We start from the raw sequence: 19,205 nt of genomic DNA, 5'->3' as shown, positions 1-19,205 counted from the left end.
GACAGGATTTTAAATTCCTTATTTTTACGGAAATATTTGTTTATGAAATCGCATGCAACTATTTTGCATAAAGAAAACTTTAATAAAGCGGTAACAAATAACTTTTAAAAAATAAGATTTACATATGAAAAAAATACAGATGGTTGACTTGCAAAGTCAGTATTACAAGATAAAGAGCGATGTAGATAATGCAGTTTTGAATGTGATGGATTCTGCAGCTTTTATTAATGGTCCTGAAGTAAAATCTTTCCAGAATGAGCTTGAGGCTTATCTCGATGTAAACCATGTGATTCCTTGCGCAAATGGTACAGATGCTTTGCAGATTGCTTTAATGGCTTTAGATTTAAAAGAAGGCGATGAAGTAATTACCTCTGATTTTACCTTTGCGGCAACGGTAGAAGTTATTCATTTGCTTAAGCTGAAATCTGTTTTGGTAGATGTAGATTATGATACTTTTACGATTTCGACCGAGCAGATCAAAAAAGCAATCACTCCTAAAACAAAAGCAATTATTCCGGTACATCTTTTCGGGCAATGTGCCAATATGGAAGAAATCCTGAAAATTGCAGAAGAGCATAATTTATTTGTCATTGAAGACAATGCGCAGGCCATCGGTGCTGAATTTACTTTTTCGGACGGAACTGTAAAAAAAGCCGGTACGATGTCAACTGTAGGAACAACTTCCTTTTTTCCGTCTAAAAATTTAGGCTGTTATGGTGACGGTGGAGCAATTTTTACCAATAATGAAGATCTGGCGCACCGTTTAAGAGGAATTGTAAACCACGGAATGTACAAAAGATATTATCATGATGAGGTTGGTGTAAACTCAAGATTAGACAGTATTCAGGCAGCGGTTTTAAGAAAAAAGCTTCCACATCTGGATTCTTATAATGAAGCGAGAAGAAAAGCAGCGGATTATTATGACGAAGCTTTTGCAGGCAATGAAAATATTTTAACACCAAAAAGAGCCGAAAATTCAAGTCACGTTTTTCATCAATATACTTTAAGAATTCTGAACGGAAAGCGTAACGAATTGCAGAAGTTCTTAACCGAAAAAGATATTCCGGCAATGATTTATTATCCGGTTGCTTTAAGGAAACAAAAAGCATATTATCAGGAAAGCAACGATGCCGATTTTGTGAATACAGACAAACTTTTGGATCAGGTAATTTCTCTTCCGATGCATACAGAATTGGATGAAGAGCAGCTGAAATTTATTACGGATGCTGTTTTGGAATTTATGGGATAACACTTTGTCAAAGTTGAAAATCTTTGACAAAGTTTAAAAAATCACACTGATGAGAATAAGGGAAAACCATTTAGAAACTGATAGATTTTATCATATTTTTAATCGTGGAGTCAATTCTAGGTTAGTATTTTTGAATAATGAAAATTTTAATTTTTTTCTTCGGAAGGCAAAAACTTATTTAATTCCTTATTTTGATATTTATGCTTATTGTTTAATGCCAAATCATTTTCATTTTATTTTGAAGGTCAAATCAGAAATTGATGTCTCTGTCAATTTTAAAGAAAATGGCTTGCATTCAAAAGACTGCTTTTTCAGCAAAGAAGTTAGTAAATTAATAAGCAGTTATACTCAATCTTTTAATAAAGTTTATCAGCGTACCGGACCAGTTTTTGAATCACCTTTCAAAAGAGTCCTTATCGATTCAGAAAATTATCTTAGAAATTTGATTGTGTATATTCATCAAAACCCTGAAAATTATCAGGAATACAAATTCTCATCTTACCATGCAATAATTTCGAACTTGCAAACTAATATTCAACGCAATGATGTGTTAGAATTATTTGATGATCGTGAAAATTTTATTGAATGTCATAAAAAAGAAAATTTTAACTTAAACTTTGTCAAAGATTTAGAACTTTGACAAAGTAAAAAAATAAACAATGGCAATACTTGTAACAGGAGGACTTGGATACATTGGCTCACACACCGTTGTGGAGCTCATAAACAATAGCTATGAAGTGGTTATTGTAGACGATCTATCCAATTCAGAAAAATTTATATTAAATAATATTGAGGAAATTACAGGTAAACGACCTATTTTTTATCCTTTTGACCTTAAAAGAAAAGAGCTTCTCAATCAGGTTTTTGATGCTCACAATATTGAAGGCTGTATTCATTTTGCAGCATCAAAGGCGGTGGGAGAAAGTCAGGAAAAGCCGATTGATTATTATGAAAATAATTTGTTTTCGCTAATCAATATTTTGCAGGAATTTAAAAACAGAAATGTTTCCAATTTTATTTTCAGTTCGTCATGCACTGTTTACGGACAGGCTGATGAAATGCCAATTAATGAAAATACACCGCTAAAAATGCCTGAAAGCGTTTATGGCAAAACAAAACAGATGGGCGAAGAAATTTTAAAAGATTTTGCTCAGGCTTATAAAAGCAAGGTTTCTCTTTTACGATATTTTAATCCAATTGGTGCGCATCCATCGGCGCTTTTGGGTGAATTGCCAATCGGAATTCCAAATAACCTGATTCCTTATGTAATGCAGACAGCAGCCGGAATCCGCGAAAAATTAAGTATTTGGGGGAATGATTATGAAACGGAAGATGGGACGCCGATTCGTGATTATATTTATGTTGTAGACTTGGCAAAAGCACATGTTGCAGCATTACAAAGCTTAATCAATAACCAGTTGGAAGGCACTATTATTGATATTTATAATTTAGGAACCGGAAAAGGATCTTCTGTATTGGAAGTCGTAAAAGCATTTGAAATTGCAAATGATGTTGAGGTTCCTTATCAGATTTGCGATAGGAGAGAAGGTGATATTACGATTGCATACGCCAATGCAGATAAAGCAGAAAAGGAATTGAACTGGAAGTCTGAAACATCTTTGGAAGAAGCCTTAAAAACCGTTTGGGAATGGCAAAAGTATTTAGAATCAAGAAAAAATTAACTTAAATCATTAACATAATATGAAAACCGAAAGAATAGGCATTACATTTTCTTCATTTGACTTACTCCATGCAGGTCATATTAAGATGCTGGAAGAAGCCAAAACGGTATGCGATTACTTAATTGTTGGTTTACAGATCGATCCGTCCCACGATCGTCCAAACAAGAATAAACCGACACAGACCATTGTTGAAAGATATATTCAGCTAAAAGCGGTAAACGCAGTAGATGAGATTATTCCGTATTACACGGAACAGGATTTGGAAGATATTTTAAAATCTTTTGTGATTGACGTAAGAATTATAGGCGACGATTATATGGACAAAGATTTTACCGGTAAAAAATATTGCGAAGAAAAAGGCATTGAAATTTTCTACAATAAACGGGACCATAGATTTTCGTCAAGTGATTTGAGAAAAAGAATTTATGAAGCTGAAAAAGCAAAAGCTTCAGAATAAAAAAAGTCCCGAAAATTTTAATTTTCGGGACTTTTTATTAGCTATGTAATAATTACATTGGAGCTTGTTGGTCATCACCTGCCGCATTGGCATTCACATCTTTTTTCCTTTTTGGCTGCTCGATTTTTTCACCTTGCTTAAATCTGTATGTTAAAGAAACAGCAAACTGTCTTGGCTGCCATTGCATGTAAGATTCTCTTGTGAAGTTCTCACCAAAAGTTGTTGATCTCATCGCTCTGGTATTGAAGATATCCTGAATATTGAATGATAGTGTACCATTTCCATTCCAGATGGTTTTTGAGGCTCCAAAATTTAAAGCATACATATCTTTTCGATCCTGATATGCTGTTTTTTGTGCACCTCTGTAGAATCCTTGCAATTGAAAGCTGAATGTTTTATCTATTTTGAATGTAGAAGTTAATCTTGCTCTTGTAGAAAAACCACTACCATTGAAATTTGCTGTTGCTACAATTGGGTTTCCGTCGTTGTCTAATGTATTATAAAGAACGCTACCTTTAGTCTTGTAACCAAATAAATCAACATTTCCTAAGAATTTCAGCCAGCTTGTTGCGTCCCAATTAAAATTAAAATCTAAACCAAAACGGTCATCAGATCCTAAATTGATAGGTTTTGTATGAAAAACAATTCTTTCTTCTTTTTCTTCGTCAGGCAAATCTGGAAATTCAGGATCATCAATTAATACTTTTTCATTATAGACAAGCATTTTTGTATCGTCAGTTTGGCGTCTGTAATAAATAGTTGGATTAAAAGTAAATTTCTTTTTCGAAATACTATATCCAAACTCAAACGAATCTACATAAGAAGGGTTTAAATCTATATTACCATCAAAAATATTTTGATTATCATTATAATTAGGATTCGGAATCAAAAAGAAAGATCTTGGACGGTCTATTCTTCTTGTATAATTAAGCAATAATTGATTATCTTTTGCAAACTCATAACTTAAATACACACTTGGAAATAGGTTGTTGTAGCTTTTCTTATTTCTTAAGGCAGCTTCATCCGGCACAAGATTGGCATAGTTGATGTCAATATTGGAATATTCATTTCTTACACCTAATTGATAGCTGACATTTCCAATTTTACTTTTAAACTGTATATATCCTGCATTGAAAATCTCCTTGTATGTGGCATCATAAGTATACAAAGGTAAAAAGCTTAAAGTTGTATTATTTACTGTGCTTTCTCTCACATCATTATTGTAATCGTTTTGATTAACATCTATTCTGTAGCCTGCTTCTATCTTCGAGATTTCACCTATTGGAAGTTCATAATCCGCCTTACCTATCAATGTTTTGTTTCTGGTAGTTTGATTAATGATATTCTTCAACTCAAAATTTCCGTTTTTTGTTTCGTCAATATTAGTATCATTGTACGATCTATTACTTTGAAGGCTTAAGGATAATGAAATGTTTTGCCCTTTATCATCAAATTTATGGTCTAAACCTAAATCTCCTTGAAATGCGAGATTATTGTTAAAACCATTTGTTATTCTGTTTCTGAAAGTATTTGCGACGTTAAAGAGCTTATTATCATACGTTACGCTACCGTTACTTTCACTGTCAAAAGTTCTTACAGTTCCGGATGCGTTGATAGAAGTCTTGTCAGTAATATCATATACTATACCGGCAGAAGCATTGTAGTTTTTATTCTGGCTCTCGCTGATATTCTCCTGATTGCTTTGTAAGGTTGCTCCGTCTTTAGAAACATTGGTAAAATAATTATCTGTTCTGTTGGTGTTTTTAGATTCACGGTATCCACCGCCGCCATTTAGAAACCATGTAACATCTCCTTTTCTCCAGCTTAGATTTGTATTTAGATTGGTTTGAGGAAGGTATCCTAAAGTCCCGATAATACTTCCGTTGAAGCCTGTTTTCTTGGTTTTCTTTAAAATAATATTTAAAATACCCGCAGTTCCGCTAGCTTCAAATTTTGATGAGGGATTGGTGATTACCTCAATTCTTTCAATTTGATCTGCAGGAATACTCTGTAATGCATTTGCACCGTCGTCAATTCCTAATAAAGCGGATGGTTTTCCATTAATCAAAAATCTTACATTGGAGCTTCCTCGCATAGAAACCGTTCCATCTGTATCTACAGAAACCGAGGGCACATTTGAAAGCACATCCTGAAGATTTCCACCTTTACTTACAATATCTTGCGAAGGATCATAAGTTCTTTTATCCAGCTCCACTTTGTACGGCTTGGTCGAAGGCGCGCTTATGACAATACCTTGAATATCCTGAGTTTTTAAATTCGTTGAAGTTGTTTCTGCTTCTATTGATAGAGCTCCAATATTACCCCCTGTTGAAATTTGCTTGTTGATGACACTTTTTTTGTAATCGATTGCCTCAACGGTAACATCGTAGTTTCCCGGAACCAGTTGAAGTGTATATTGGCCTTTTTCATCAGTAAGTACAGCGTCGCTGAAAAGTTTATTTTCTTTGTGGCTGAAAGTAACTGAAGCGTAAGGTAAAGGCTGATTGCTTTTGTCTACAATTGTACCTGTTACACCTACTTTTTCCTGGGCAAATGCAAATGCTGCCGCAGATAATACAAAAGTAAGTCCTAAGGTTTTTTTTGTGAAAATGCTTATTATTTCCGTCTGATTCATAAGGTATTCTTTATATGGAATAATGAAAAATGTTTTTAAATTTTATGAATTTATTAAACTTAAAATTCCATTGTTCCAAGATTCGTTTATTATTTCTAGTCAATATGTCGCTTTCTAATGCGAAATGTTAATTATTAAATTGTTAAATAAAAGTTAATATGATTGTTGTTATTTAATATTCTTTGAATTGAGCCAATCCTGATATTCTTTCGCATTGATTACATGCTGTTCTGCACTTGCCGTAAACTTATGATAACCTGGTTTCCGAGGATCTGCACACATAAAAATATAAGAGTTGTTTTCTGCATCCAAAACTGCATCTACAGAATTTTTGTCTACCACACAGATCGGCCCCGGCGGAATACCTGCATTAGCATACGTATTGTAAGGCGATGGTGTTGCAAGGTGCTTGTAAAAAACTCTTTTTATAGATTCCTTAAAATTGGTCTGCTTATTCATTGCATAAATTACGGTAGGATCAGATTGAAGCTTCATGCCTTTTCTGTAGCGGTTGAGATACAATCCTGCAATCGTTTTCATTTCATCGGGCTTGCCTCCGGATTCTTTATAAACAATAGATGCCAAAGCATAAATCTGCTCTCTTGTAAGTCCGGATTGCTGTTCTTTTGCTTTTCTGTCGCTTGTCCAGAAATCATTGTATTGATTTTCAAACTTTTTAAAGAACTCTTTTGGAGTGACCGTCCAGAAAAAATTATAGGTATCGATAAAAAAATATTTTTTAAGATCTTCCGCATTATTATATCCTTTTTCTACGGCAATTTCATTGAGATCTTTTACGAATTGTAATGAATCTAGCTCAGTTTTTTTTGTTACTCTTCCCACCATTTGATAAATATCTCCGAAATCCCCGATTCTGAAAGAGTTTTCGGTCTGGTTTCCTGCTTTTATCATATTGACAAGGCTTGTGTTGCTTGCGCCACTTTTAAAATGATAGCGACCCGCTTTGAAATTTTGCTCAAGACCTTTATCTTTGGCTACAATTTCAAAAGATTCTTTATTTTTAATATATGGACTGATAGAATCTAGAATTTGCTTAAAATCTGCTTTATGCGGAATCAAAACATAGCCTTCTTTTTCTACATTGTTTCCGTAATATTTATTGTAGAATTTCAAACCAAAAAATCCTGCCACAGCAAGAATAAGGATGATGATAATGAGAATAGCTTTTTTCATTATAAAATTGATTAAAAGTTGTTTTTTTAAAGAAGATCTATTTTACCTCTAAAAACCTGCTTTGCGGGACCTTCAAGCCAAATTTTGTGGAAAGAATTTCCATTTTTTTCAGCATATACTTTCAGGTTTCCACCCAAAGTCTGAACTTTTATGGAGTTTAGATTATTCTTTTGAAGAAAAGTTAAAGCAGAAGCTGTAACTCCTGTTCCGCAACTGAAAGTTTCATCCTCAACTCCTCGTTCATAGGTTCTTACAAAAATTTCATCATCATTTATTTTTTCAACAAAATTTACATTGATACCGTTTGCTCTGTAAGTTTCAGAATTTCGGATGCTGTTTCCTTCTGCAAAAACGTTGAAACCTGCAATATCTTCAACATATTTTACATAATGAGGCGATCCTGTATTTAAAACCGAATCTTCTCCATCATTGGAAATGCTGTCAACATCTATCATTTTTAATTTTACAATACCGTTGTGAATTTCGGCTTCATGTTCTCCGTCAATTGCGATGAAAGTACATTTGTTTTCAAAAATATCCAGGAAAAAAGCAAAAGCCACAAGGCATCTTCCGCCGTTTCCACACATCGTGCTTTCTCCGCCGTCGGAATTATAATAGACCATTTTAAAATCATACTTTTCGTCATTTTCCAAAAGAATAAGTCCGTCTGCACCTATTCCGAAACGTCTGTCGCACAATTTTGAGATGATCGTTTTGTCTTTAGGAAACTGCAGATCGCGATTATCGATCATTACAAAGTCGTTTCCTGTTCCTTGATATTTATAAAATTCCATATATTTTTTCTAAAAAATTGACCTGCAAAATTACTACAATTAAAACGAAAAACGAACAGTGTAAGCTGCTCGTTTAGTTATTTAGAATTATTATATTAATTTCTGAATCCGCCTGATCTCGTTGAGTTATTCTGCGAATTGTTTTGGCTGTTGTTTTGAGAATTATTTCTCGTTCCGCTGTTATTGTTGCTATTATTGCTTTTATTTTCGTTGGAATTGTTTCGGAAGCCACTGTTGCTGTTTGATCTCGGCGTGCTTTGCTTTTGATTTCGCTGCCCGTTGTTGTTGTTGTTGTTGTTGTTGGTTCCCTGATTTCTAAAACCGTTATTGCTTCGGGTATTATTGCTATTACTTCTGGTATTTCTCGGATTTGTATAATTTCCGTTGTTATTATTCGGTGTATCTCTAAAACCGTTTGGTCTCTGGGACGTAGTATTTCGTCTTTCGATATAAACTTTGGTTCTGTTATTTCCATAATAATAAGGTACGCCGTTATCGTAATAATATCTCATATCATTTCGATAATAATATCCGTCGTTACCGTAATATCCACCGCCGCCATAATATCCTGAAGGCGCGTAATAATATCCGTCGTTATAATACGGATCTCCGTAAGTATCGGCATATCCATTATTATAAGATAAACATGAAGACATACTTAAAGAAAGTAATATGCCGAATGTTATTTTTATTAAATTTTTCATGACTTTTTTGTACATTTTTGTTTAAAACTTTTTTTCCAGTTGACGTATCCAATGATCGCCATTATTGTAAATACCAAATATTGAACCGAAGTGATGCCAAGACCCTTATAAATCATCATTGGCATGCAAATAATATCTCCAATGATCCAAAAGATCCAGTTTTCGATGCGTTGTTTGGCCATAAACCACATTCCGACCAAAAATAGGGAAGTCGTGATCACATCAAGCCAGTTTGCCCAATCCAAATGATACAAACCCAAGCTTGCACCTCCCAGTGAAAATTTATTATCGATGAAAGGCTTGTAATAATAAATAAGCGTGACCAAAATTAAGCTTATAATAAATAGAAACGAAGCAAATATCCATTCTTTTTTTGTCGCCCAGGAAACTTCTACATGAATGTGGTCTTCAGAATTTTTTGACCACAAAATCCAGCCGTAAACACTCATTGCGGTATAATATACATTAATCATACAATCTCCAAGTAACCCGAAATTATAAAGAATGTAAACATATATTAAAGTCGAGATAATTCCGGTGGGATAGACCCATATATTTTTTTTGATAGAGAAAAAAACGCTCAGAATTCCGAAGAAGGTTCCGGCCATTTCCAGAAGAATTTGCAAATCCGTGTAAGATTCATACGGTTTTACAAAAAGTTCATATAGATTCATGTGGTCAAAAATAAACAAAATTACAAACATTTAAAAATGCTTTAAAATAGGTGTAAATCAGTTTTTTATCTTTCAAAATTTAAATTAAATCACGAAAGTTTATTAATAAATGTTAAGATCTCCAAAATTTTTATATTTTCGTAAATCTTTAATAAACAAAAAAATATGTCTAATATTTGGAAAACAAAACCACTGAAGCAGCTTTTGGCAGATGCCGATGATAATGAAAAAGGTTTAAAAAGAACACTTTCTGCCACTTCATTGGTTGCATTAGGAATCGGGGCCATCATTGGTGCCGGGCTTTTTTCTCTTACAGGAATTGCGGCAGCAGATAACGCTGGCCCTGCTGTAGTTTATTCTTTTATTTTAGCAGCTGTAGGCTGTGCATTTGCAGGTTTGTGTTATGCAGAATTTGCCTCAATGATTCCTGTTGCAGGAAGTGCTTATACGTATTCTTACGCCACAATGGGAGAATTTATAGCATGGATAATCGGTTGGGATTTAGTTTTGGAATACGCTTTGGGAGCGGCAACTGTAGCGGTAAGCTGGTCGCAATATGTAGCAAAATTTTTACATTCTATTGGGATAGATCTGCCCACATCATTACTTCACAGCCCTTGGGATGAAGTAAGTGGAGTTGTCAATTTGCCCGCAATCCTTATTGTTTGTCTGTTATCATTGCTTTTAATAAGAGGAACTAAAGAATCTGCTTTACTGAATAATATTCTTGTAATTTTAAAAGTGACTGTTGTTCTTGTTTTTATTGCATTAGGATGGGGTTTTATAGATTCTGCGAATCACACACCTTTTATTCCAGTGAATGAAGGTGAAGTATTGATGAATTCTGGTAAAATGTCTTTTCTGGAATTTTTTGGAAGTGATTATTTCGGACATTACGGATGGAGCGGTATTTTAAGAGGAGCGGGAGTTGTATTCTTTGCTTTTATTGGATTTGACGCAGTTTCTACGGCTGCACAGGAAGCCAAAAACCCACAAAAAGGGATGCCGATCGGAATCATCGGTTCTTTGGTGATCTGTACTATATTATATGTTTTGTTTGCGTTTGTATTGACAGGATTAGAAAATTATCTAAACTTCAAGGGCGATGCAAGTCCGGTGACAACAGCTTTTGCAAAAACAGGGTATACTTTCCTTAATTCTGCGCTTACTATTGCTATCATTGCGGGTTACACTTCTGTAATGCTGGTAATGTTGATGGGACAAAGCCGTGTATTTTACAGTATGAGTATTGACGGTCTTTTACCAAAAACCTTTAGTGATCTGCACAAGAAAAACAAAACTCCTTGGAAAACCAATCTTATCTTTATGGTTTTTGTGAGCATTTTTGCAGGTTTTGTGCCTGTTTCAGATTTGGGTCACATGGTAAGTATCGGAACATTGTTTGCGTTTGCGCTAGTTTGTGTAGGTGTTATGATGATGAGAAAAAGCAATCCGGATGCGGTAAGAGGATTCCGTGTTCCATTGGTTCCGTTGATTCCAATTTTAGGAATTATTATTTGTGTTGCTTTAATGGCTGGTTTACCAATAGAAAGTTGGGAGCGATTAGGTATTTGGCTGGCTTTAGGACTGATAATTTATTTCTTCTACGGTAAAAAACATTCAAAGCTCAATAAAAATTAATTTCAAAATAATATTATTTAAATCCTATCTTTATGGTAGGATTTTTTTTTTGTTAAAACTTTTAAAATGAAAAGACTTTTTATATTCACTCTTCTATTTTTTTATTCTTCAATTTATTTTGCACAAAATGTAAGCTCCAAAACTTTATTAAACGATAAAATAAGTATTCGGGCAATTGAAATATGGAACGGCAAAGTTTGGTACAGCGGAACAGATTCAAAATTCGGATATGTAGATTTAAAAAACCTTGAAAACAAAAAACAAATAAAATTATCGGATAAAAAGCTTCAATTCAGGACTTTGGCTCAAAACAAAAAATCATTTTTTGCAATTAATATTGAAAGTCCGGCTTACTTTTTTAAAACTGATAAGAAAACTTTAAAATCTCAGATCGTATTTACGGATACTTTAAAAACAGCATTTTACGATGCATTACATTTTGTTGATAATGATTTAGCTTATGCTTTTAGTGATTCCGATAAGCAAAATAATTTACGACTTGCAGTTTTCAATTCGAAAGGAAGCAACAAATGGCAAACAATTGAGAATAATTTTAAATTAAACGAAGGAGAAGCAGCTTTTGCTGCAAGTAACACAAACATCGCTTCGTCAAAAAAATATTTATGGATTGCAACCGGCGGAAAAGCTTCAAGAATTTTAAGATTAAATTTTCAAAATGAAAAAATTGAAGTTTTCAACACACCTTTCATTCAGGGCGAATCTTCGCAAGGCATTTATTCTATTGATTTTGTTGACGATAAATTTGGCATCGCAGTCGGTGGAGATTACACAAAACAGGAAGCAAACATCAACAATATCGCAACTACAAACGATGGCGGAAAAACCTGGAATATTCAGGCTTCAGGCGAAAATGCAGGTTACACGACTTGCGTGAAAATAAAACCGGGCTCAAAAGGAAAAGAAATTATTTCCGTTGGCGATCAGCACATCAGCTATTCTTCGGATTTTGGGAAAACTTGGAAGAAAATTTCGGATGAAAAAGGCCTTTATGTTTTTGAATGGATTGATAAAAGTACAATAGTTTTGGCAGGAAAAGACAGAATTGTAAAAATGAAATTAAGTTTTAATAACAAATAAGGAAACTGAAGTATTTAGATTAATTATAAAAACAGAACCTAATATATTTCATGACTGGAAATTCATCAGTAATGGTTAATTTTGCAGTACGGAAATTCATGTTGGGATTCCGATTTATAAATTCTCTAAATGAACTCTTTAATAGATAAATATAATATTCCCGGGCCTCGTTACACATCTTATCCTACCGTTCCGTATTGGGATGAAAGCACTTTTTCGCCTGAAAAATGGAAGCAGAGTGTGATAAGATCTTTTAACGAAAGCAATTCAGAAGAAGGGATTTCGATATACATTCATTTGCCTTTTTGTGAGGCTTTATGTACGTTTTGTGCATGTCACAAACGTATCACCAAACAACACAGCGTAGAAATTCCTTATCTTGAAAGTGTTTTGAAAGAATGGAAACTCTATCTTAAGCTTTTTAATGAAAAACCAAAGCTTAAAGAACTTCATTTAGGAGGTGGAACACCTACTTTTTTCTCGCCGAAAAATTTAAAAACCTTATTGGAAGGAATCTTTGAAACTGTAGAAATTGCAGAACATCCCGAGTTTTCTTTTGAAGGGCATCCGAATAATACGACCAGAGAACATCTTCAGACTTTATATGATTTAGGATTCCGAAGAGTAAGTTTTGGTGTTCAGGATTATGATCCGAAAGTGCAGAAAGCAATCAACAGGATTCAGCCTTTTGAAAAAGTAAAAGAAGTTACGGAGTTGGCAAGAGAAATCGGCTACAGAGGGATCAGCCATGATCTGGTTTTTGGGCTTCCGCATCAGCATTGGGATGCGATGGAACATACCATTCGCAAAACTTTGGAATTGAAGCCGGACAGATTGGCTTTCTATTCTTATGCACACGTTCCGTGGGTAAAAGGTGTTGGACAAAGAGGTTTTGATGAAAATGACTTGCCGAGCGGTGAAGAAAAACGTCGTTTGTATGAAGACGGAAAAAAACTTTTAGAAGATTTAGGTTACATCGAAGTTGGAATGGATCATTTTTCTCTTGAGCATGATGATTTGTATCAGTCTTTGATTCAGAAAAAGCTTCACAGGAATTTTATGGGCTATACTTCGAGTAAGACCCAATTGATGGTTGGTCTTGGTATGTCGTCAATTTCAGATTCTTGGTATGCTTTTGCTCAAAATGTAAAAACGGTTGAAGAATATCAGAAAATTGTTGAAGAAGGCGAAATCCCTGTTGTGAAGGGCCATATTTTAAATGAAGAAGATCTGATTGTAAGAAGACATATTTTAAATTTAATGTGCCAGCTTGAAACCACTTTTGAACCACAAACTTCTTTTCCTGAACTTGAAAATGCTTTTGAAATGCTGAAAGAAATGGAAAAAGACGAATTGGTAGAAATCAATCATAATCAAATTAAAATCACAGAAAAAGGAAGAGCTTTCACAAGAAATGTAGCGATGGTTTTTGATCTCAGAATGATGAGAAACAAACCTGAAACCCGTATTTTTTCAATGACAATATAAACAAAAGCGATTCAATTTGAATCGCTTTTTTGTTTTAACCTGAGTTCAGGATAAGGATTATTTTAAATGGTTGATTATTTGAATCTTATTTTAATAGCAAAGGCAAACAAATGTTTTTTTAATATCACATTCTCTATTTTTAAACTAAACAAAGCCGCTTTGCTTATGAAGTAAAACAAAAAATAGTGTTTCATTGTTAAGTGAAACGCCTTTGTTTAACTTTAAATATTGAAAAACATATTGTTAAATCTTTTTGTTTGTCTTTGCGATTAGAAAATCTTATCCTGAATTCAGGTTGTTTAATATGTTTTGTGAACATTCGTTCGTAAACTTTCAGTTTATACACAACGCTACAATCAACATTTAGTATTAGAAATGTCATGCTGAGCCTGTCGAAGCATCTAAACCTTACTTTTTGTTGAAATAAACCATTAAGATTAATTTAAGTATTAAGGTAAATTAAGACTCTATAAATCTGAATTAAATATTCACATTTAATAAATAATCCGTCTTCATATTCTTAACAACTTAATCAAATCTTAATGGTTCAAGAATTTAATTTTAAGCTATTTAATAATCAATTTTTGGCTGTACGCTTTCAAATCTCCGGATTTAATATTGATATAATAAACTCCGGCGGGAATTCCTGTGATATCAACGCTGTTTTCGCTGTCGAGTTTTATTTCTTCCAAAACCTTTCTGCCTTCGGTGCTGATGAGCTCAATTGTCGAATTTGGCTCGATCAATCCGTCGATGAAAACTCTTTCAGAAGCAGGATTCGGATGTATTCTTATTTCATTAAAATTGTTTTCCTGAGTTCCTAATGTAGAAGTTGTGATTTTATAAATCTTACCGTTATTTACGGCAGCGACATACAACTGTTTCAAGTTATCTTCTCCAAAAGTTGAAAAGCTGTTTCCTGTAAATGGAGTAGTCCATGTGATTGCATTATTTCCGTCTAAAGTTCCGATCTGCTGCGAACAGAAATCTGCAAAGAAATATTTGCCCTGAAGGCTCGGATATTGATTTCCTCTGTAAACATAGCCGCCGGTAATCGAGCATTTTCCACCGGAATGATCATAAACCGCAACCGGAAAAGTCATTGTTGACGCCGCCGCGCAGCCAGCTGTATTGAAAGCGTCATTACCTTCATAGCAACGCCATCCGTAATTTACGCCTGCAGTCGCTATCGGCACTCTGTTGATTTCTTCAATTAAGCCTTGACCAACATCCGCAATCATTGCATTTCCTGTTGTAAGATCAAAAGACCATTTCCAGGCATTCCGAAGTCCGTAAGCCCAAACTTCATCTGCACCGTCTACACCTACAAAAGGGTTTCCTGCAGGAATATTATACGCTCCTGTTGCATTCACATCTATTCGAAGCATTTTTCCCAAAAGAGAATTTTTGTTTTGTCCATTATTGTTTGGGTCGCCACCACTTCCGCCGTCACCTGTCACGATCCACAAGTTTCCGTCCGGTGCAAAATGTATGCTTCCGCCGTTGTGATTATCGAAAGGCTTGGGAATATTCAGTAAAATCTTTTCGGTAGCAGGATCTGCAACATTCGGATTGGTGGAGCTTACCGTATATCTTGCTACAATGATGTTCCCCGCAGTATTGTTATAATAAACAAAAAAATACCCGTTCGTCGAGTATTGCGGATGAAAAGCTAAACCTAAAAGACCTTGTTCGCCATTGAAAGTGACTTTGTTGCCAATGTTCAGGAAATCAGCTGCGTTTACACTTCCGTTGGGCTGGATTATTTTAATGATTCCATTCTGCTGTACAACAAACAAACGGCTGTCATTGGCATTTGTAATTTCGACGGGCGCAGTAAGTCCGGTAGCAAATTCTTCCAAAACAAAACTTTGAGAATTAAGGATTAAGGAAGAAAAAACGGATAATGAAAATAGTAGTTTTTTCATAATATTTTGATATTTAGTGGTTTGAAAGTTGAAATGAAAATTTCATACCAAAGAACTTTAAAAAAATCATTAATATAATCTTTAAAAATTATTAAATCTTTAATTCATCATGCAAAGCCGATATATCTGAAAATAAACCATTTCTGCTCTTAAAAATTCATAAAATTCAATAAAATGCTTATATTTGCCGACTTAATTTAACGTAGTTATAACAAAATGCAAGGAAAAGGACTTATTACAATTGTTGCTATTGTACTAGGGTTAATTTGCTTAAATGAGCTATTACCAACATGGTACGCCAGCAAAATTGAAAGGCAGGCAACTGCTATTGCAGGAGACAATCCGGAAAAGTATCAGAAAGAAATCGCAAGACTTTCTAAGGATACACTTAATCTAGGTTTTACGGAACTTTATTACACCAAAGCGAAAGACAAAGAAATGAAACTTGGTCTTGACCTTAAAGGAGGTATCAACGTTCTTTTGGAGATCAACCAGAGAGATCTTGTGAATGATTTAACCAATTATTCTACAAATCCAATCCTGATTGAGGCTCTGAATAAGACCGATGAAGTGCAGAAAAACTCCACAAAATCGTATATTGATAACTTTTTTGTTCAGTTTGATGCTGTAAACAAAGCAAAAGGTGCCAACCTGAAGCTTGCAGATCCTGAGATTTTTGGAAATACCAATCTTTCAGAGATTAAGTTTAACACGACAGACGAGCAGGTGCAAAGCATCGTTAAAAGAAGAATTGATCTTTCTGTAGGTACTGCTTTTGAGGTAATCAGAACCAGAATCGATAAGATGGGGGCTATTCAGCCAAATGTACAGAGAGTTCCTGGTACAGCTAGGATTTCTGTGGAAATGCCCGGAATGAAAGACATCGATAAGGTGAAGAAAATGCTTCAGACTTCTGCAAAGCTTCAGTTTTGGGAAGTACAGCAGTTTGGTGAGGTTGCACCTTATTTCCAGACATTGAGTACAATGGTTGCTGCAAAAGGCGATTCTATGGGAGTTTCTAAAAATGTGAACTTCCTAAACTTAATGCAGGGAGGAAAATCTGGAAGCCAAAGTTCTGTAGGAAGTGTAAAATTGTCTGATACAGCTGTTGTTAATAAGATTTTAAACAGCAAAGTTGCTCAGTCATTACGTCCTGCCAATATAAAATATACCCAGTTTATGTGGGGCTACAAACCTGAATCTTCAGATACAGAAAGTCTTGTTCTGTATGCAGTAAGAGGGAATGTAAACCAAAAAGCTCCGGTTGACGGTGCAGTAGAAACAGCCAGTATCGGTTATGATGATCTTAGTCGTGTAGTGGTTGATATGCAGATGGATTCTAAAGGCGCAAAGGACTGGAAAACTTTAACGGAGAAAAACGTTGGAAAACCGGTTGCAGTAACTTTAGATAACAGAGTATATACAGCTCCGAATGTTGTAAACGCCATTCCAAACGGAAGAACGCAGATCTCAGGTAACTTCTCACAAGAAGAAGCTAAAGAGCTGGTAGATGTTTTGGGAGCAGGTAAATTGCCGGCAGGCGCCAAAGTTGTTCAGGCTACGCAGGTTGGTCCGTCTTTAGGGGAGGAATCTATCAACGCGGGAATGATTTCTTTTGGTATTGCATTTTTAATAATTATAGTTTATATCATTTTCTATTACGGTGGTGCAGGAGTGTACGCGGTAATTGCGATGATCATCAACTTATTCTATATTTTCGGAATTATGGATTCCGGAGACTTTACATTGACGCTTCCGGGTATTGCCGGTATGGTACTTACAATGGCAATGGCCGTCGATACCAATGTAATTATTTACGAAAGAACCAAGGAAGAGCTATTCGCAGGGAAAAACATCCTTGAAGCTTATAGAGATGGTTTCAAGCATGCTTTAAATGCAATTATTGATGGTCACCTTACGACTTTATTGACAGCTGTTGTATTATTTTTCTTCGGAACAGGGCCTATCAAAGGATTTGCATTGACGTTGATGATTGGTATCGTAATGACATTATTCACGTCGGTTGCTCTTTCAAGAGTGATGATCTTCTCGAGACTTGAGAAAGGAAAAGGACTTTCTGTATGGACGGCTCCTACAAAAAATCTTTTCAGAAATACATGGATCGATTTTATCGGAAAGAGAAAAATCGCTTACGGAATTTCTATTGTATTAACGATTATCAGTTTGGTTTCTATATTTACCAACGGCTTCAAATACGGAATTGATTTCACAGGAGGAAGAAACTATGTGGTAAGATTTGATAAAGACGTAAATGCTGAAGATATTGAACAAAAATTAGTAAAAATGTTCACAACACAGGATGGTAAAAACTCTTCTGTGGAAGCTAAGACTTTCGGAAACGACAGACAGCTGAAAATATCAACAGACTATCTTATCGATGACGAATCTCTAAAAGCAGACCAGACTGTAGAGCAAAAGCTATATGATGGCCTGAAAGCAGATTTACCGTCCAACATTAGTTTAAAAGATTTCAAAGCTGCCGATAAAGACCATGCAGGTATTATTTCTTCCGAGAAAGTAGGACCTACGGTTGCAGATGATATTCAGACACACGGTATTCTTGCAGTAGTTGCTGCATTGGCGGGTATCTTTATTTATATCTTGTTCAGGTTTAGAAAATGGCAGTTCTCTTTAGGAGCGGTTGCGGCACTTTTCCATGATGCTATCATTATTTTGGGAGCCTATTCTTTGCTGCACAAGTTTATGCCTTTCAATATGGAGATCAATCAGGATTTCGTAGCTGCAATCCTTACGGTATTGGGTTACTCGATCAATGATACGGTAATTATCTTCGACAGGATTAGAGAATATCTAAGAGAGAAAAAAGCACTTACATTGGCAGGTTTATTCGATGATTCTATTTCAAGTACTTTGGGTAGAACATTCAATACAACATTCACTGTATTATTGGTAATTCTTGCTATTTTCATCTTTGGTGGAGATAACCTGAGAGGGTTTATGTTTGCCTTGCTTATCGGTATTGGTTTTGGTGCTTATTCATCAGTCTTTATCGCATCGGCAATTGCGTACGACTTCCTGAAAACAGGAAAAGAGGAAGAAGTACACGGAAGATCTTCGACCGATAAAGAAGTTATTGCTTCAAAATAAGTTTAAACTACATTAAAAATAAATGGCTGCTTTCACTATTGGAAGCAGCCATTTTTTATGCTGTATAGCCGGTCAATTATTGACCTTAGCTTAAGTTAAGTAATAAGCAAACTATTCATTGTAGGTTTATTATATTTAGTGCAAAGATGAATCAACAAGTTGATGAAGCTTTTGCTCAAGCTTCGCGAAGCAAATTTATTTGCCTTTGCTTTCTAAAATATAAGTTTAAGTATAAAATCTTTGCGTTATATTTTTTAAAAACATAAAAAAAACACAAGCTTCGCTCAATGTGATAGGATTTTTGATTCTTCACAACTTTTACACATTCAATTTTATCGAAGATAAAATCCTTGCGCCTTTAAAAAAATTAAGAATAATTAATCTTAGCGCCTTTGCGAAAAACCAACAAAGCCTATTCACAACCGGGCATCAGCGATGTCATGCTGAACCTGTCGAAGCATCTCTATAATCCCGCAGCTGCTTGACCCGAAAACCTCCAACACCCCTGCAAGAGGTTTTCGGAGCTTCCCGA

General features: G+C 34.9%; 14 protein-coding genes. 8 read left to right on the top strand and 6 right to left on the bottom strand.

The window, feature by feature from the left end:
* Positions 1 to 124: 124 nt before the first annotated feature.
* The 4 genes from AC6CHK_RS09580 to AC6CHK_RS09565 are packed head-to-tail and all read left to right on the top strand — an operon-like array spanning position 125 to position 3,388.
* Positions 125 to 1,249, top strand: a complete 1,125-nt coding sequence (locus AC6CHK_RS09580; protein ID WP_498095516.1) for a DegT/DnrJ/EryC1/StrS family aminotransferase — start codon at positions 125 to 127, stop codon at positions 1,247 to 1,249.
* A 49-nt stretch (positions 1,250 to 1,298) separates the two neighbouring features.
* Complete coding sequence (locus AC6CHK_RS09575) at positions 1,299 to 1,889, top strand: transposase (RefSeq protein WP_498095514.1); 591 nt, start codon at positions 1,299 to 1,301, stop codon at positions 1,887 to 1,889.
* Between the two features lie 19 nt (positions 1,890 to 1,908).
* Positions 1,909 to 2,931, top strand: a complete 1,023-nt coding sequence (gene galE / locus AC6CHK_RS09570) for a UDP-glucose 4-epimerase GalE (protein ID WP_498095512.1) — start codon at positions 1,909 to 1,911, stop codon at positions 2,929 to 2,931.
* A gap of 19 nt (positions 2,932 to 2,950) precedes the next feature.
* Positions 2,951 to 3,388: an adenylyltransferase/cytidyltransferase family protein gene (locus AC6CHK_RS09565; RefSeq protein ID WP_498095510.1), complete on the top strand. Its 438-nt coding sequence runs from the start codon at positions 2,951 to 2,953 to the stop codon at positions 3,386 to 3,388.
* A gap of 52 nt (positions 3,389 to 3,440) precedes the next feature.
* On the opposite strand, the gene AC6CHK_RS09560 is transcribed toward AC6CHK_RS09565, so the two are convergent.
* The 5 genes from AC6CHK_RS09560 to pnuC all read right to left on the bottom strand — a co-directional run bounded on the left by AC6CHK_RS09560 (position 3,441) and on the right by pnuC (position 9,389).
* Positions 3,441 to 6,023, bottom strand: coding sequence for a TonB-dependent receptor domain-containing protein (locus AC6CHK_RS09560; RefSeq protein WP_498095508.1), 2,583 nt, complete (start codon positions 6,021 to 6,023; stop codon positions 3,441 to 3,443).
* Positions 6,024 to 6,191: 168 nt separating this feature from the next.
* Positions 6,192 to 7,217 carry an endolytic transglycosylase MltG gene (gene mltG, locus AC6CHK_RS09555; protein ID WP_498095506.1) on the bottom strand — a complete coding sequence of 342 codons (1,026 nt, stop codon included), beginning with the start codon at positions 7,215 to 7,217 and terminating at the stop codon, positions 6,192 to 6,194.
* 26 nt (positions 7,218 to 7,243) lie between these two features.
* Entirely contained in the window at positions 7,244 to 8,011 is a 768-nt protein-coding gene (dapF, locus tag AC6CHK_RS09550; protein ID WP_498095504.1) for a diaminopimelate epimerase, read from the bottom strand.
* Between the two features lie 95 nt (positions 8,012 to 8,106).
* Positions 8,107 to 8,715 (bottom strand): hypothetical protein, encoded by a 609-nt coding sequence (locus tag AC6CHK_RS09545; protein WP_498095503.1) that lies wholly within the window; start codon positions 8,713 to 8,715, stop codon positions 8,107 to 8,109.
* Complete coding sequence (gene pnuC, locus AC6CHK_RS09540; RefSeq protein WP_498096216.1) at positions 8,712 to 9,389, bottom strand: nicotinamide riboside transporter PnuC; 678 nt, start codon at positions 9,387 to 9,389, stop codon at positions 8,712 to 8,714. Before pnuC ends, AC6CHK_RS09545 begins: the two co-directional genes overlap by 4 nt.
* Positions 9,390 to 9,554: 165 nt before the next feature.
* On the opposite strand from pnuC, the gene AC6CHK_RS09535 reads away from it, so the two are divergent.
* The 3 genes from AC6CHK_RS09535 to hemN all read left to right on the top strand — a co-directional run bounded on the left by AC6CHK_RS09535 (position 9,555) and on the right by hemN (position 13,616).
* Positions 9,555 to 11,030 carry an amino acid permease gene (locus AC6CHK_RS09535; protein WP_498095502.1) on the top strand — a complete coding sequence of 492 codons (1,476 nt, stop codon included), beginning with the start codon at positions 9,555 to 9,557 and terminating at the stop codon, positions 11,028 to 11,030.
* 66 nt (positions 11,031 to 11,096) lie between these two features.
* The gene (locus AC6CHK_RS09530; RefSeq protein WP_498095500.1) at positions 11,097 to 12,128 is read left to right on the top strand and encodes a WD40/YVTN/BNR-like repeat-containing protein; all 1,032 of its coding nucleotides are present in this window, start codon (positions 11,097 to 11,099) and stop codon (positions 12,126 to 12,128) included.
* A gap of 129 nt (positions 12,129 to 12,257) precedes the next feature.
* Entirely contained in the window at positions 12,258 to 13,616 is a 1,359-nt protein-coding gene (hemN, locus tag AC6CHK_RS09525) for an oxygen-independent coproporphyrinogen III oxidase (protein ID WP_498095498.1), read from the top strand.
* A gap of 566 nt (positions 13,617 to 14,182) precedes the next feature.
* On the opposite strand, the gene AC6CHK_RS09520 is transcribed toward hemN, so the two are convergent.
* On the bottom strand, positions 14,183 to 15,544 hold the full coding sequence (locus AC6CHK_RS09520) for a PQQ-dependent sugar dehydrogenase (protein WP_498095496.1): 1,362 nt from the start codon (positions 15,542 to 15,544) through the stop codon (positions 14,183 to 14,185).
* A 216-nt stretch (positions 15,545 to 15,760) separates the two neighbouring features.
* Here AC6CHK_RS09520 and secD point away from each other — a divergent pair, with 216 nt between their 5' ends.
* Positions 15,761 to 18,673: a protein translocase subunit SecD gene (gene secD, locus AC6CHK_RS09515; RefSeq protein WP_498095494.1), complete on the top strand. Its 2,913-nt coding sequence runs from the start codon at positions 15,761 to 15,763 to the stop codon at positions 18,671 to 18,673.
* The last annotated feature ends 532 nt before the right edge of the window (positions 18,674 to 19,205 follow it).

Source organism: Chryseobacterium sp. GQ58 (assembly GCF_059758895.1).
Note: the sequence above shows the minus strand (reverse complement) of the source record. Positions and strands in the feature narration are given on the sequence as shown.

Excerpts from the sequence above, each read along its gene's own strand:
- AC6CHK_RS09520 (WP_498095496.1), bottom strand. The coding sequence starts at position 15,544 with ATGAAAAAACTACTATTTTCATTATCCGTTTTTTCTTCCTTAATCCTT.
- AC6CHK_RS09535 (WP_498095502.1), top strand. The coding sequence starts at position 9,555 with ATGTCTAATATTTGGAAAACAAAACCACTGAAGCAGCTTTTGGCAGAT.
- mltG (WP_498095506.1), bottom strand. The coding sequence starts at position 7,217 with ATGAAAAAAGCTATTCTCATTATCATCATCCTTATTCTTGCTGTGGCA.
- AC6CHK_RS09560 (WP_498095508.1), bottom strand. The coding sequence starts at position 6,023 with ATGAATCAGACGGAAATAATAAGCATTTTCACAAAAAAAACCTTAGGA.
- AC6CHK_RS09565 (WP_498095510.1), top strand. The coding sequence starts at position 2,951 with ATGAAAACCGAAAGAATAGGCATTACATTTTCTTCATTTGACTTACTC.
- hemN (WP_498095498.1), top strand. The coding sequence starts at position 12,258 with ATGAACTCTTTAATAGATAAATATAATATTCCCGGGCCTCGTTACACA.
- AC6CHK_RS09530 (WP_498095500.1), top strand. The coding sequence starts at position 11,097 with ATGAAAAGACTTTTTATATTCACTCTTCTATTTTTTTATTCTTCAATT.
- AC6CHK_RS09545 (WP_498095503.1), bottom strand. The coding sequence starts at position 8,715 with ATGAAAAATTTAATAAAAATAACATTCGGCATATTACTTTCTTTAAGT.
- galE (WP_498095512.1), top strand. The coding sequence starts at position 1,909 with ATGGCAATACTTGTAACAGGAGGACTTGGATACATTGGCTCACACACC.
- dapF (WP_498095504.1), bottom strand. The coding sequence starts at position 8,011 with ATGGAATTTTATAAATATCAAGGAACAGGAAACGACTTTGTAATGATC.
- AC6CHK_RS09580 (WP_498095516.1), top strand. The coding sequence starts at position 125 with ATGAAAAAAATACAGATGGTTGACTTGCAAAGTCAGTATTACAAGATA.
- AC6CHK_RS09575 (WP_498095514.1), top strand. The coding sequence starts at position 1,299 with ATGAGAATAAGGGAAAACCATTTAGAAACTGATAGATTTTATCATATT.
- secD (WP_498095494.1), top strand. The coding sequence starts at position 15,761 with ATGCAAGGAAAAGGACTTATTACAATTGTTGCTATTGTACTAGGGTTA.
- pnuC (WP_498096216.1), bottom strand. The coding sequence starts at position 9,389 with ATGAATCTATATGAACTTTTTGTAAAACCGTATGAATCTTACACGGAT.